Here is a 14,897-nt window from a genome sequence, read left to right on the forward strand (position 1 = left end):
CTCATCCCTCTTCACGTTTCAATTGCAAAAATATCTCTATCTCATCAATAGAGAATCCTTTTCGATATAACGCTTGTTTCATCTTATTTTCAAATGTCCATCCATCATACTTCTTATATTTCTCATAATATTTATTCCCATGATAGTGTAACGCTTCTTGTTGCTGTTCGTCATCTTTTTCGTCTTTCAATTCTTCCAAACAAATTTGAATTACATCTCTAGAATATCCTTTACGAACCAGCATTTCATCTAACTTTAGCTTCATTTGTAAAAATGAATGCTTTTGATAAGATTTTTTCTTCTTTTCTATAAGAGATAAAGCATTATCAATTTGCTTCTCTTTTGGATACTCTTGTAAACTGTGCGTAATAATTAGATCCTGAACACCTTTATTTAACAACTCTCTTTTAATAACAGTTGGACCTTTTCTGTTCACATTACTTTGCGTTCGCGTATATAAAATGGCGTACTCTTTATCATTAATATATCGATCATGTAATAATTTTGAAACGACTTCAGAGATGATGGCCTGTCCCACTTCTTTTTTTCGTAAAAAATCTTCTATTTCTTGTTTTGTTCTCATTTGATAGGATAAATAGGAGATTGCTTGTAAATAAGCTTTTTGTACCTCTTCATTGTACAAAATATTCCCTAACTCTATTTCATCAATTTCTAAGCCCTTTTGTAATCCATGTTTTATTAAGATTACTTCATTTACACTGAATCCGTACTCTTCACCTTGACCTTTATCAATATAAATATTAAACCGTTCTTTCAATCGTTTTTGCACTTCTATTTTTGTAATGACAGCCATACTCTCACCTCTCTATTATTTTAACATAGTCAAGGAACGTTTTTGCTTTTCAAGAATATATATAATGAGGAGGAAATAATTGTGAAAATCGCAATTGCTGGTGGCACAGGCTTTATCGGTAAATACCTTTCTACTTTTTTTATTCAAAAAGGACATACTGTTTACATTCTCACGCGAAAAAAAACTACTGAAACTTCATCGCCTAACCTTCACTATGTTCAATGGACGCCGGAGTTACACACTTTCCCACTCTCCTCTATCGATGTAGTTATTAATCTAACTGGAGAGTCTATTAATAGTAGATGGACAAAGAAACAAAAGGAAGCCATTTTAAACAGTAGAATCCAAACAACAAAAGGGCTCATTAAACAATTGCAAACACTCACTACAAAACCACACACATTCATTAACGCAAGCGCTATTGGATACTATGGAACGTCTGAAACCGAAACTTTTACAGAACAGCATGAGACTCCTGGAAATGACTTTTTAGCGAATACAGTATATTTGTGGGAGCAAGAAGCATCTAAAGCTCGTTCTCTTGGAATCCGCACAATCTACACAAGACTTGGAGTCGTATTAGGTGCAGACGGAGGAGCTCTCCCAAAAATGCTAATTCCCTATCAATTTTATATCGGAGGTACCGTTGGATCTGGAAACCAATGGTTATCATGGATTCATATAGACGACGTCGTTCGTATGATTGATTTCATCATACACAAAGAGGAAATTGACGGGCCTTTTAATATTACAGCTCCCCTACCTATAAGAATGAAGGAGTTCGGTGAAACCATTGCCACTGTAATAGGAAAACCTCATTGGCTACCTGTCCCTTCATTTATGCTTCAAGCTTTATTTGGTGAAATGAGTATACTTGTACTAGAAGGGCAACACGTATTACCTAGTAAAGCGATTGAACACGGGTATCAATACACATTTCCAACAGTAAACCATGCATTACAAAATATACTTTCGCATACAATGTAGTACTTCCAAAATACAAATTTATAGGATCCGGAGCATCGCTATACGAATAACCTTTCAGTTGCTTTGTCTTAAATTCCATTAGTATTTCAAAGTAACAGAAACGAGGTACCTATGAAAATATTGCTCAAACAGGCCATTGTATACCCCATTACATCCCAAAAATTCCAAGGGGATGTACTCGTTACAGGAGAACGAATTACCGAGGTAAAACCTTTTATTCAGCCTACTCAAGATATGACCATTATAGATGCGCGAGCTCTTCATCTCTTACCTGGATTTATTGATGTCCACACTCACCTTGGTCTCTATGATGAAGGCACTGGTTGGGCTGGAAATGATGCAAATGAAACATCTGAAGTTTCAACACCACATATCCGTTCTTTAGACGGAATCCACCCTTTTGATATTGCCTTTCAAGACGCTGTACGAAATGGAATTACAACTGTTCACGTTATGCCGGGAAGTCAAAATATTATTGGGGGCACTACTTGTGTAATAAAAACAGCTGGAACTTGTATTGATCATATGATTATTCAAGAACCTGCTGGTTTAAAGATTGCCTTTGGAGAAAACCCTAAAAAGGTCCATAGTAATGGAACAAAAGAATCCATAACACGCATGGGGATTATGGGGCTACTTCGGGAATCATTTTATGAAGCACAACACTACGGGCATGAAGCGGATTTTCGGATGCTCCCTATTTTAAAAGCATTACGCCGCGAAATACCCGTACGTATCCACGCTCACCGGGCAGATGATATTAGTTCTGCTCTACGCTTTGCAACAGAATTCAATCTTGATTTACGTCTTGAACATTGTACAGAAGGACACTTTATTGTTGAAGAGCTTTCGAAACACAACTTGAAAGTTTCGGTTGGCCCCACTCTTACACGCCGTTCTAAAATCGAATTAAAAAACAAAACATGGGATACTTACCACATATTATCAAAAAATGGAGTGGAAGTTTCTATAACAACAGATCACCCTTATACACCCATTCAATACTTAAATGTTTGTGCCGCTGTCGCAGTAAGGGAAGGGTTAGACGAAAAAACTGCATTGGAGGGCATCACTATATTCCCAGCGCGAAATTTGCGTTTAGAGGATAGAATTGGAAGCATTGAAGTTGGAAAAGACGCTGATCTCGTGCTATGGACTCACCATCCTTTCCATTATTTAGCCAAGCCTGTACTAACTATGATTGATGGAAAAATAATTTACAAAAAAAATAAAAAAAACTAGTTTATTTTTTTGACTAGATAAAGTATTATACGATTATAAACTGAATGAAACCATAATCAATTTGTGTCGTGATTATCATTTTCAAATTGATGAATGGGGAAGGCAAATGGTGCGCCACCAGCGTTAGAAACTGGTTCTAGTGGGTTCGATTCCCACCCCGAAATTTTTTAAAGATTGATATAAAAATTTCGAGGGTGGGGTGTTTTTTCGTCATGCTACCCTCGTGTGAGGAGGAGTTAGTATGTTGAAAAAACGCGACTTACACGACAGCCACGTTCTATACGAGTTAATGGTGGATCCAGCTGTCTTCCCTTTTGTGCGTCAAAAGGCTTATTCTTATGAGGAATATTTATTTTTAACGAAACAAACAATCGAAGCTGAAGAACGCGGGGAATTAATTTCACGCACAATTTTAGATGAATGGGGTAACCCCATCGGAACAATTACTTTATTTGATGTGCAAGAAAAAGCCGGATTCCTCGGAACATGGCTTGGCAAACCTTATCATGGAAAAGGCTATAATAAATTGGCAAAAGATTCATTTTTCAGCGAACTTTTCTATGAGTTAGATATTGAAACAATCTTTATGCGTATTCGTAAAATAAATATTCGTTCTATTAAAGCTGCAGAAAAACTACAATATGTAAATCTAGCAAACGAAACACGAAAAGCCGTTTACGATGAAATTAACGCGAATGAAGAAGTATATAACTTATACGAAATTCCAAAAGATCAATATACACTTGCTACAATGCGAGATACAACATTCCAAGATGCTCACCATTTAAAAGAAGCATAATCTAAATTTTTTGAAATAATAATCAACCATTAACATTTTATCATATACGTATATCTCCCCATGTCTTTGGAAACGATAGATAGTGACTTTAAGACACGAGGTGATTTGTAATGGATAAAAAGAAACGTGATAAAGCAAAAAACACATTATCTAGTACACAAGAAGTTCTCTACCAACGAGAATTTCGAAAAGCAGATCGTGCAGCTGGGTATCGTTCGAAAGGTATTTAAAGTGAGAATGAAGAATTAGAAGTTTTCCCCCCTAATTCTTCATTCTCATTACATATTTTGTCTAATTAATAGGATAGACAAAAAGGTTCCTTATTTATAAGGAACCTTTTTATGTGGATAAAGTTATCCACATACTTTATAGAATTGTTAATAAATTCTGTAAATCCTCCACAAGTTCATGTATTGTAATGGATATCGAACGTTATAATTGTGGATATTTTTCTGAAAACTGTGGACAATGTGGATATAGTTGTTAATATTCCGACTTTACTGTTAAATAAAAGCGCAATCCCCATTGTGGATAAGTTACTATTCCATCTAAAAACAAAAAAACCCTCTTTAAACATATAAAAGAGGGTTTCATATTAAGTAAACGACTCTGCAAGAGCAGGTGATTTAATAGGTATATGATTCGGTTCTGCATGATTTTCTGCCAAAATTGCATCTACAATATGGCTGGCTGGCTCCGGACGATAAATACTTTTCATTGCTTCTTTCATTTTGAGAAGCTTCATATCGTCTTGTATTAAAGCCTCTGTTTTTGCAAAAACTTCGCTATCATCACGAATGACAACGGCAGCTCCTTTTCTTTCAAAGTACATTGCATTTTCATTTTCTTGTCCTGGAACAGGCTTAAATAAAATGACAGGTACTTGCAACGCTGCTGCTTCGCTTAACGTAATACCGCCTGGCTTCGTAATCATACAAGAAGTAACACGGAATAACTCATCAATGTTTTCAACATAACCAAATACTTTTAATGCATCAGAATTTTTTGCCTGTAGCTCTAATAAATCTTGTTTTAAAGCTTCATTTTTCCCACAAACGACAACTACTTGTAAATTAGGTACTGACATAAATGACTGGCATAGTTCTTTAACACTCCCTAATACCCCATGAGCACCTGCTACAATTAGTAAAATCTTTTTATTTTTACATAACTGATATTTATTATATATAATGTCTGGATTTATCTTTAACTCAAAACTACTACGGATCGGAATGCCAGTCTCAACAATTTGCTCTGCAGGCACACCAATATCAATCATAACTTTTTTCACATGATCAGTTGCTACAAAATAACGATCTACTTCCCGGTGAATCCATATTTTGTGCACACAAAAATCCGTTAATACGTTATAGACAGGAATTGAAATACCTGTTTGCTTTTTCAATTCTGGTACAGCTATGATTGGAAAGGTATTAATTACGATATCCGGTTTCTCTGCTTGTAAAAGTAATTTCAAACGTTTTCTTCCAAAATTCGCATACCAAGATGCTATTTTCTTATCATAAATTTTTTCTACACCGTAATAAAACAAGCGATATAATTCTTTTCCTATTGTATAACTTTTTAAATATAAGTATTTTGTAATATCGGTTATAACTGGATGTGATTCTCCAAACAAATCGCATACAATTACATCTTCGATTCCTTTTTGGCGAAATGTTTGTTCTAATGTTTTCGCTACTTGCACATGACCGTTACCGTAATGTGCAGTTAATATTAAAACCTTGGGGTTTTTTATCAAACAAATCCACTCCTAGCTTATTGTTTCTCCATATTGCATATACGACAATAGGAAAAACATTTTCCTTAAAAACTACATAAACAGATTCTAATATTTCACTTTCAGCTATGTACCTGTCGTGGATATGCAAAGCATATAAGATTGACCCCTTAATCCTATCTGTGCTCATATCTTTACATTATACTTTCCTATAAGAGCTTTCGCAATAACTTACAAGTGTTCTCTATTCCATGATACTCACTCTTTTACTTCTTAATTCTTTTTACTATTTTGATTTCCCTTTACAATTATGTAAATTTCTCCACTTATTCCTTACAAAAATATGGATATTCTATTTTCAGTATACTCTTTTCAATATATATACTCTAGGTTTTATTGTAAAGAAAGCAAAAAGCCTAATCCAATATTTGGATTAGACTGCTTGTAAAATACGTTTCGCTTCTTCTACATTTTTTTCAGTAGGTGGTTCTACATTTGCAAGTGGATATTTATGTCCAAGCGCCTCCCATTTGTATACACCAAGCTTATGATATGGTAGCACTTCAACTTTCTGAACATTAGACAGACTTTGAATAAAGCTAGATAATTTTTGTAGATCCTCTTCGTTATCAGTAATACCAGGAACTAATACGTGTCGTACCCAAATCGGTTTGTTTTTATCCGATAAATAACGAGCAAATTGTAAAATATGTTCATTTGGTTTTCCTGTTAATTTACGATGCTTTTTGGAATCGATATGTTTCAAATCCAATAAAACTAAATCTGTATAACCCATTAAAATATCTAGCTTATTTTGGAATTCTGGTTCCTCAGAATAACAACCACCAGAAGAATCGATTGTTGTATGGATACCAGCTTCTTTGCACTTTTTAAACAACTCAATTAAGAAATCTAGCTGTAATAGTGGCTCTCCACCGCTAACTGTTATACCGCCTCCAGAAGCTTCAATAAATGGAAGGTAACATGTCACATCCTGCATCACTTCTTCAACTGTTATTTCTTTACCTTTACCGATTTCCCATGTATCAGCATTATGACAATATTGACAACGTAATAAACACCCTTGTGTAAATATGACATAACGAATCCCTGGGCCATCAACAGTACCACAAGACTCTACAGAATGTATTCTTCCTTTTACCATGTTACTTCCTCCTTTATTGAAACAGCCCCCTCTGCTATTTACCAAAAGCAGAGGGACGCTTTTTTCACTTACATGCTTTCATGCATTGTACGGTTAATTACATCAATTTGTTGTTCACGAGTTAATTTAATAAAGTTAACAGCGTAACCAGATACACGAATTGTTAATTGTGGATATTTTTCAGGGTGCTCCATCGCATCCATTAATGTTTCACGATTAAATACGTTAATATTTAAATGGTGTCCTTCTTTTATTGCGTATCCATCAAGCATAGATACTAAGTTACGTACTTGTACATCATCTTCTTTACCAAGTGCTTTTGGAATAATAGAGAATGTATTAGAAATACCATCTTGTGCATCTTCATATGGTAATTTAGCTACAGATAATAATGAAGCTAATGCACCTTTTGTATCACGACCATGCATTGGGTTTGCACCTGGTGCAAATGGTTCTCCAGTACGGCGACCATCTGGAGTGTTACCAGTTTTCTTACCGTATACAACGTTAGATGTGATTGTTAAGATTGACATTGTATGAACAGAATTTCTGTATGTTTTATGTTTACGAAGCTTGTTCATAAATGTTTTCACAAGGTTTACAGCAATTTCATCTACACGGTCATCATTGTTACCGTATTTAGGGAAATCTCCTTCGATCTCGAAGTCAACTGCGATACCATTTTCATCACGAATTGGTTTTACTTTTGCATATTTAATCGCACTTAAAGAGTCTGCTACTACAGATAGACCCGCGATACCTGTTGCCATTGTACGAAGAACATTTGTATCATGAAGCGCCATTTCAATACGCTCGTAGCTATATTTATCATGCATGTAGTGGATAACATTTAATGTGTTTAAATATAGACCCGCTAACCATTCCATTGTCATATCAAACTTATGCATAACTTCTTCATAATCTAATACTTCAGAAGTAATTGATGCGTACTCAGGGCCAACTTGCGCTTTAGATTTTTCATCTTTACCGCCGTTAATCGCATATAGTAATGCTTTCGCTAAGTTTGCACGTGCGCCGAAGAACTGCATTTGTTTACCAATTCTCATTGCAGATACACAACATGCAATACCGTAGTCATCGCCGTAATCAGGACGCATAATGTCATCATTTTCGTATTGAATCGCTGATGTTTTAATAGACATTTTCGCACAGTAGTTTTTAAAGTTCTGTGGTAATTGTTTAGACCAAAGAACCGTTAAGTTTGGTTCTGGAGCTGGTCCTAAATTATCTAATGTATGCAAGAAACGGAATGAGTTCTTTGTTACTAACGGACGACCGTCTAAAGCAATACCACCGATAGATTCAGTTACCCAAGTTGGGTCACCAGAGAATAGTTCATTATAATCAGGTGTTCTTGCGAATTTCACAAGACGTAATTTCATAATGAAATGGTCAACAATTTCTTGCGCTGCTTCTTCTGTTAAAGTACCATTTGCTAAATCTCTTTCAATGTAAATATCTAAGAATGTAGAAGTACGTCCAAGGCTCATTGCTGCCCCGTTTTGCTCTTTAATCGCTGCAAGATACGCAAAGTATAACCACTGGAACGCCTCTTGTGCATTTGTAGCTGGCTTAGAAATATCGAATCCATGAGAAGCAGCCATCTGTTTTAACTCTTGAAGTGCACGCATTTGCTCAGATAACTCTTCGCGTAAACGCATTGTCTCTTCGCTCATTACACCGCCTGTTAAATTAAAATCAGCTTTTTTCGCTTCAATTAAATGATCTATACCATATAACGCTACGCGGCGATAGTCACCAATAATACGTCCACGTCCATATGCATCTGGAAGGCCAGTAATAACACCTGATTTACGAGCAGCTTTCATTTCTGGTGTGTATGCATCGAATACACCTTGATTATGAGTTTTACGCCAGTCTCTGAAAATACTGCTAAGTTCTTTATCCATTTCATATCCATACGCTTCACAAGCTTGTTCCGCCATACGAATACCACCATATGGTTGTAAAGAACGTTTAAATGGCTTGTCAGTTTGGAAACCGACTACTTTTTCAATATCTTTATTTAAATATCCTGGATCATGTGATGTAATAGAAGAAACAATTTTTGTATCCATATCAAGAACGCCACCGTTTTCACGCTCTTTTGTTGTTAAATCCATTACTTGATCCCAAAGTTGTTTCGTTGCTTCAGTTGCTCCCGCTAAGAAAGATTCCTCTCCTTCATAAACGTTTACATTATTTAAAATGAAATCGCGAACATCAATCTCTGCTTTCCATTTTTCACCTTTAAAGTTTTCCCATGCGTTTTTAACATTTTCTAATACTTGAGTCATCCTAATCTCCTCCATTTTTTGATTAGTACAGGACTAAGATTTTTTATATAACAGCTTACACACTTAGAATACTACTTTTTTGCGAAAGTGAACGAAATAGTTGTGACATGTTTGTGAAACGTTGAGCAAACTACTATATACATAGTGTTAACTTCATTTAGAAGCCTTTAGAATTAACCCTTTCCTTAATTGTATTTTTTTGGTACCCTTATATACGAGTCCTATTTTGTAATATAAGAACAATACCCATTGTAGAGCTGTAATACCCTTATCTCCTAATCTGTTATAATTTTTGTAACAGAGCAAAAAAGTGTACATATGTTGTACACTTTTTTTGTTATCCTATAAAACATCTCTTTTTCTATTTCCATCATAGAATCCACCACGACTATCTGTTGATACAATTAATTGTTCTAACCCTTCTATATGGTCTCCAATAATTCGGATTACAGCTGGAGGATGACCTATTTTTGCAAAATGTTCACTAAGGCGAATGCGGTTCATCTTATCGACCTCAACACGACTTACACATGCAATCTCGAATCCTGAAAGAATAGCTTTCACCTGCGCCGCGCACGGTGCCAGTAAAGACCTATACCCAATTGCTTTCAAACAAGTCCGGCTAAACGCATTAGGCACTGCAATAAGCGAGCCTACGCCTAAATCTTTTCTATCGCAAGCTAAATTTAATGCATATTTAAATGCAGTTACAAGATGAAGAGGTACTCTTAAATCTAAATAATGATTTAGGTCATTTAATGCGACATCTGTTCCATCTGCAATAGCTTTCGCAAAAGGATATAGCTCACTCGCTGGAATAATAAAATCACCGTCTATAAATAACACAATTTCTCCTTTAGCAAAATACGTTCCAAGTGAGCGCCCCACATCGTTTCCAAGTGCTTCTTTATATACAATTGTCGTTGCTCCCTTGTCTTTTGCAATGGTTGCCGTTTTATCTGACGAACCATTTACAACAACGATGATTTCAAAAGGTTCTATTTTTCGCAGCTCTTCTATAACGTTTCCAATTGTTTTCTCTTCATCTTGTACAGGAATAATTACAGATAATTGTTTCCCTTTATACAACTTAGATGCAACGCCCCATCCTTGATAAAAATCTTCAAAATCTAAAGTGTGATAGACGCTATCCCTTTTCCTATTCCCATCATAATATCCTCCGCGCTCATCACTGCCCGCTATCCGCTCTGCTACAGCTTCTATATGATCACCTATCATTCGTTTCTCAGATTGAGAAAGACTGGTGCCATACGCAGCATGCTCAGTCGGCCGAAATTTATTCGGCGTAATAACATCAATTGCACAATGGCGACTAATTCTCCATGTACTTTGTGCTATGCGCAAATGAGCCACAATAGGATTAGCTAAGCATTCATATCCAATACTTTGAACGACTTCTTTCGTCAGTGCATGAGGTACAGATAGTACAGAATCAATTTTTAATTCTTCACGCTCTAACAGCGCATTTAATATTTGCCGCCATACTGTAATGGAATGTGGTTTTTGTTTCTTTAAAAACAATGCGTCCAAATTATTTAAAACGATGTCGGCCTGATCATATAAAATGGGGTTAAGAAATAATTGTAATTTTGAAGTTGGAATAACAAAATCTCCATCTATAAATAGTAATACATCACCTATCGCGTGTTTTGCACCGACTGCACGTCCAACGTCGTTTCCAAGTAACTCTGTATACTTGATTACTTTACACCCTAAACGATTAGCAACCTCTTCTGTACTATCATCACAACCATTTACTACTACAATAATTTCTACTGGATTTAATGGTTTTACCGATTGAATAACGTCCGAAATTGTTTCCCCTTCATTACATACAGGTATAATAACCGATAGCGACTTACCCATTGTTTTCTTCACGAAACCATTTAATAGTTTCTTTCAATCCTTGTTCCCACGTTACTGTCGCTTGAAATTGAACAAGTTCTCTTAACTTCGTTACATCTGGTCTTCTATTTGGAATTTCTTCAAAGCCATGTGGATATACTTCTTCAAAAGGAACTTGTACAATGTCCGAGGAAGATTTCGTTAGTTTTTTAATTACTTTTGCTACTTCTTTTATACTCTTTTCATTCTCAGAACCTATATTAATAATCTCACCATTTACCTTCTCATCCATTGCCCGAATCGTTGCCTCTACCGCATCACTTACATACGTAAAGCAACGTGTCTGTTTCCCATCCCCATATACAAGAATATCTTCACCTTGCAAAGCCGCATAGATAAATCGCGGGATTACCCCTGCGTATGGACCATCTTTCGCTCTTGGACCATAAATATTAAAATAACGAATGATTGTTACAGGTAAGCCTTCTAATGCGTATCCTAAACATAATGTTTCTTCTAACGTTTTACAAACTGCATAACTCCAACGTATTTTAGAAGTTGCCCCATATAATCGATCTCCTTCTTCAGAGAAAGGTGGCTTGCCCTTACCATATACTTCTGAAGTAGACGCAAAGACTACTTTCTTCTTTCCTTTTAGCGCTGCTTGTAAAATATTTCTCGTTCCATCAAAATTTGTTTCAATGAGCTCTATACTCTTTTCCATTGTTGTTTTCACACCTAAAATTGCCGCTAAGTGAAACACTACATCATGTTGATTTACTAATTCATAAATAGAGTTTTTATCTAAAATACTGATTGGAATAACTGGAATCTCTTTTATTAGCTCATTATGATACTTATTTTTCCCTTTATAGAAGTTATCCACAATCGTGACTTCATAACCTCTTTTCACCAACTCTTCCGCTAAATGAGATCCAATAAATCCGGCTCCACCTGTAATTAAACATTTCTTATTCATACACTCACCTTCTTTACAATCCCACGTGTATCTATTACTCGCTTCATTCCTTTAAAAAGCTTCCAATCGATATTAGAGTGGTCCGTTAAAATTAAAATACAATCCGCCTCTTTAACGGTTTGTTCATCCAAAGAAACGGATTGATACACCTTATCTGCAATTTCCGCAGAAGAAATATATGGATCATGGTATTTTATCTCGTATCCTTCTTTTATTAATAATTGAATAATTGGCAACGCCGGTGATTCTCTCAAATCATTTACATCTTTCTTATACGCAATGCCTACAATTAAAACTGTTGCAGGTGATTGCACCATGCCTTTTACTTTCCGGGCTATTTTCTCTGGCATTTCTTCATTAATTACATGTGCAGCCTCAATTAATTGACTAATTTCCCCATTCTTTTTTATTCTCCATTGAAAATATAAAGGGTCTACTGGAATGCAATGCCCTCCTATCCCTGGTCCTGGCCAATATGAGGTAAATCCAAACGGTTTTGTAGAGGCAGCCTCAAGTGCCTCATAAAAATCAATTTCTAAACTTTCACATAGTGTATTTAACTCATTTACTAAAGAAATGTTGACTAAGCGTTGAATATTTTCAAATAGCTTACACATTTCCGCCACCTTTGGAGAGCTAACCGGAACAACTACATCAAATATAGTGCTATACAAATCCTGTACTTTTTGCTTACACTTTTCTGTTTGCCCACTAATAACTTTTGGAATCGTCTGAACTGAATATTGACTATTGGCTGGATCAATTCTCTCTGGGGAATATCCGATATAGAAATCTTCTCCTACTTTTTGGCCTGCTTTAGAAATAATAGGAATGATAACTTCTTCAAGTGTACCTGGGTATGTGGAGCTTTCGAAAATGAAGGTTTGTCCTTTTTGAAGGTTTTGTTGTATATAATGTGAAGCTGAAATGAGGGCGCTTAAATCCGGTTCTCTATGTTCATTAATTGGAGTTGGAACAGTGATAATAACATAATCACTAGTTTGGAATTCAGTAACACCTTTATCTGGTGTATTTACTAGTAAGCTTTTTTTCGCTAATAAACTTTGTAACTCTTTAGAAGAAACATCTGGAATATAACTTTCTCCTTTTATAATCGATTCTACTTTTCTAATATCTTTATCTAGTCCAAGCACTGTATATCCTTTTTCTGCAAAATGGACCGCTAAAGGTAGGCCAACATATCCTAATCCAATAATAGCTACTTTACTACTAACATTCATTTATATTCTTTTCTTCCTTTCTCAATTGTTGAATACTATCTCTATCCCGCTCTCCATCTGTAAAACTCCCGCGTTCGTCTGTATATTGTAATAGATAAGCAATCGCCTCAAGTTGATCACCGAAAATACGGTCAAATGCTGGAATACGTCCATTTACAAATCCATGTTGCTCTGGGCGTACTCGATTTGTTTTTATAACATCTACAAATTCTACTGCTGTAATAGAGAATCCCTCCAAAATAGCTTTCATTTGAGCTAATGGTGGGATAACGAGAGAGTCATATCCAATTTTCTCTATTACCTTCTTATGCACAGCGTGCGGCACCGCTGTTAGTGAGTTATTCCATAAATCTGGTCGTTTCGCTACCAAATTCACAAAATATTTTCCCATACTAATTGGGTCTGCGGGATGAAATATATCTAATAAACATTGCAAATCATTTAATGCCACATCACTTCCATCTTCAATAGCACGCAAAAATGGAACTATTTTTTTTGCCGGAATAGCAAAATCACCATCAACGAATAAACAAATATCTGCCGTAGCGTGCATGGCACCTATCGCTCGTGCTACATTATGTCCAAGCGCCTTCGTAAATTCAAGAACGATAATATTCTCTAACTTCGCTTGTTTAATTGTCTCACTATCCGCTCCATTCGCAACAACTATAATTTCATCTACTCCTGCTTTTTTCACTTCTTGTATAACAGATCTTATCGTCATTTTCTCTTCTGATACTGGTATAATCGCACTATATTTCGCTTTTCCCTTTTGTAATACAACTGGTTTATACTTCCCTATAAACTCTCTATCCCTGTTTCCCTCCGAAAAACCACCGCGTTCACCGTATGTTTCGATTACGTATTGCAGAGCACGTAAATGATCCCCCATAATACGACTAGTCGCTTTCGGATAAGGAGAACCAGGTGATGTACCAGTATGAACAGGACGAACTTTATTTGTGTGAATTACATCGACCGAAGCCATATCGACAATATCTACTCCTCTAGACATCGCCATCGCTTGAAATAATGCTGGATCTGCTAAATTCCACCATCCAAGTTTCTGAATAACTTCCCTACTCATCGCATGTGGAATTGCGATCAAAGATCCTACAACAAGCTCTTTTTTATTCAAATAACGATTCAACATACATTTTCCCACTGTCGTATAATGTGGTCTCATCTTTAAATAAACCGACCATGTTAAATTATTCACAATAATTTGGTGGCCTTGCTGAATTCCTTTCACGAAACGTTGTAGCTCTTTACTATCAATGACGATGTCACCATCTAAAAATAATACAATTTCTCCTTTTGCTTCTCTAGCTCCAATCGCACGTCCAACATCATTACCAAGAGAGTGTTTATAATGAATCACACGGCAATGATGTTGTAACGCTATTTCTTTCGTTTCATCTGTTGATCCGTTATCGACTACGATAATTTCATAAGGCTCAAGCTTCCTCACTTCTACTAGGACTTGATATAAAGTACTTGCTTCATTATGCGCTGGGATAACAACTGATACTCTCATATTTGTATCCCTCTTACCCTTCCAAGCGAACATAAGCGATAATAGGAGTACGCACAATTACATCTTCCGGTGGTCCATAAGAAGGAGAAGTACGAACACTTACTGCCCCATCCGTCACAGATAAAAGAATGCCTGCAACGATTTCTACAGCTGTCACAACTTGCACTAACTCACCAACATGGTCACGCAACTCATCAGTAAATAACAT

General features: G+C 36.0%; 13 protein-coding genes and 1 pseudogene. 4 read left to right on the forward strand and 10 right to left on the reverse strand.

Annotated features, from left to right (window positions below; translation table 11 throughout):
• Position 1: 1 nt before the first annotated feature.
• Entirely contained in the window at positions 2-814 is an 813-nt protein-coding gene (gene recX, locus COE49_RS17355) for a recombination regulator RecX (protein WP_088231708.1), read from the reverse strand.
• An 81-nt stretch (positions 815-895) separates the two neighbouring features.
• Between recX and COE49_RS17360 the strand changes: the two genes are divergently transcribed.
• The 4 genes from COE49_RS17360 to COE49_RS17375 all read left to right on the forward strand — a co-directional run bounded on the left by COE49_RS17360 (position 896) and on the right by COE49_RS17375 (position 4,072).
• A complete protein-coding gene (locus tag COE49_RS17360; protein ID WP_088231709.1) occupies positions 896-1,801 on the forward strand; it encodes a TIGR01777 family oxidoreductase in 906 nt (301 codons plus the stop codon).
• Positions 1,802-1,912: 111 nt separating this feature from the next.
• Positions 1,913-3,043: an amidohydrolase gene (locus tag COE49_RS17365; RefSeq protein WP_088231710.1), complete on the forward strand. Its 1,131-nt coding sequence runs from the start codon at positions 1,913-1,915 to the stop codon at positions 3,041-3,043.
• Between the two features lie 241 nt (positions 3,044-3,284).
• Positions 3,285-3,842, forward strand: a complete 558-nt coding sequence (locus COE49_RS17370) for a GNAT family N-acetyltransferase (protein ID WP_000914736.1) — start codon at positions 3,285-3,287, stop codon at positions 3,840-3,842.
• Positions 3,843-3,952: 110 nt separating this feature from the next.
• On the forward strand, positions 3,953-4,072 hold the full coding sequence (locus tag COE49_RS17375) for a YfhE family protein (RefSeq protein WP_002174739.1): 120 nt from the start codon (positions 3,953-3,955) through the stop codon (positions 4,070-4,072).
• A gap of 365 nt (positions 4,073-4,437) precedes the next feature.
• On the opposite strand, the gene COE49_RS17380 is transcribed toward COE49_RS17375, so the two are convergent.
• The 9 genes and pseudogenes from COE49_RS17380 to COE49_RS17420 all read right to left on the reverse strand — a co-directional run bounded on the left by COE49_RS17380 (position 4,438) and on the right by COE49_RS17420 (position 14,897).
• The gene (locus COE49_RS17380; protein WP_088231711.1) at positions 4,438-5,604 is read right to left on the reverse strand and encodes a diglucosyl diacylglycerol synthase; all 1,167 of its coding nucleotides are present in this window, start codon (positions 5,602-5,604) and stop codon (positions 4,438-4,440) included.
• 412 nt (positions 5,605-6,016) lie between these two features.
• On the reverse strand, positions 6,017-6,748 hold the full coding sequence (gene pflA / locus COE49_RS17385; RefSeq protein WP_098252945.1) for a pyruvate formate-lyase-activating protein: 732 nt from the start codon (positions 6,746-6,748) through the stop codon (positions 6,017-6,019).
• A 68-nt stretch (positions 6,749-6,816) separates the two neighbouring features.
• A complete protein-coding gene (gene pflB / locus COE49_RS17390; RefSeq protein WP_088231713.1) occupies positions 6,817-9,066 on the reverse strand; it encodes a formate C-acetyltransferase in 2,250 nt (749 codons plus the stop codon).
• A gap of 153 nt (positions 9,067-9,219) precedes the next feature.
• Positions 9,220-9,440 (reverse strand): annotated as a pseudogene (locus COE49_RS28070) (hypothetical protein).
• Positions 9,409-10,953, reverse strand: coding sequence for a glycosyltransferase family 2 protein (locus COE49_RS17400; RefSeq protein WP_140417432.1), 1,545 nt, complete (start codon positions 10,951-10,953; stop codon positions 9,409-9,411). The pseudogene COE49_RS28070 and the gene COE49_RS17400 overlap by 32 nt, the downstream one beginning before the upstream one ends.
• A complete protein-coding gene (locus COE49_RS17405; protein ID WP_088231716.1) occupies positions 10,946-11,911 on the reverse strand; it encodes an NAD-dependent epimerase/dehydratase family protein in 966 nt (321 codons plus the stop codon). The genes COE49_RS17400 and COE49_RS17405 overlap by 8 nt, the downstream gene beginning before the upstream one ends.
• On the reverse strand, positions 11,908-13,152 hold the full coding sequence (locus tag COE49_RS17410; RefSeq protein ID WP_088231717.1) for a nucleotide sugar dehydrogenase: 1,245 nt from the start codon (positions 13,150-13,152) through the stop codon (positions 11,908-11,910). Before COE49_RS17410 ends, COE49_RS17405 begins: the two co-directional genes overlap by 4 nt.
• Positions 13,142-14,722 carry a glycosyltransferase family 2 protein gene (locus COE49_RS17415; RefSeq protein ID WP_098252944.1) on the reverse strand — a complete coding sequence of 527 codons (1,581 nt, stop codon included), beginning with the start codon at positions 14,720-14,722 and terminating at the stop codon, positions 13,142-13,144. Before COE49_RS17415 ends, COE49_RS17410 begins: the two co-directional genes overlap by 11 nt.
• Positions 14,703-14,897 carry a hypothetical protein gene (locus COE49_RS17420; RefSeq protein ID WP_088231719.1) on the reverse strand — a complete coding sequence of 65 codons (195 nt, stop codon included), beginning with the start codon at positions 14,895-14,897 and terminating at the stop codon, positions 14,703-14,705. The genes COE49_RS17415 and COE49_RS17420 overlap by 20 nt, the downstream gene beginning before the upstream one ends.

Origin of the sequence: Bacillus sp. AFS029637, from assembly GCF_002584985.1 — a bacterium.
Classification (GTDB): Bacteria; Bacillota; Bacilli; order Bacillales; family Bacillaceae_G; genus Bacillus_A.

Bases quoted from the DNA above. Each gene is read 5' to 3' on its own strand.
- recX (WP_088231708.1), bottom strand. From the start codon at position 814: ATGGCTGTCATTACAAAAATAGAAGTGCAAAAACGATTGAAAGAACGG.
- COE49_RS17365 (WP_088231710.1), top strand. From the start codon at position 1,913: ATGAAAATATTGCTCAAACAGGCCATTGTATACCCCATTACATCCCAA.
- COE49_RS17370 (WP_000914736.1), top strand. From the start codon at position 3,285: ATGTTGAAAAAACGCGACTTACACGACAGCCACGTTCTATACGAGTTA.
- COE49_RS17375 (WP_002174739.1), top strand. From the start codon at position 3,953: ATGGATAAAAAGAAACGTGATAAAGCAAAAAACACATTATCTAGTACA.
- pflA (WP_098252945.1), bottom strand. From the start codon at position 6,748: ATGGTAAAAGGAAGAATACATTCTGTAGAGTCTTGTGGTACTGTTGAT.
- pflB (WP_088231713.1), bottom strand. From the start codon at position 9,066: ATGACTCAAGTATTAGAAAATGTTAAAAACGCATGGGAAAACTTTAAA.
- COE49_RS17400 (WP_140417432.1), bottom strand. From the start codon at position 10,953: ATGGGTAAGTCGCTATCGGTTATTATACCTGTATGTAATGAAGGGGAA.
- COE49_RS17405 (WP_088231716.1), bottom strand. From the start codon at position 11,911: ATGAATAAGAAATGTTTAATTACAGGTGGAGCCGGATTTATTGGATCT.
- COE49_RS17410 (WP_088231717.1), bottom strand. From the start codon at position 13,152: ATGAATGTTAGTAGTAAAGTAGCTATTATTGGATTAGGATATGTTGGC.
- COE49_RS17415 (WP_098252944.1), bottom strand. From the start codon at position 14,722: ATGTTCGCTTGGAAGGGTAAGAGGGATACAAATATGAGAGTATCAGTT.
- COE49_RS17420 (WP_088231719.1), bottom strand. From the start codon at position 14,897: ATGTTATTTACTGATGAGTTGCGTGACCATGTTGGTGAGTTAGTGCAA.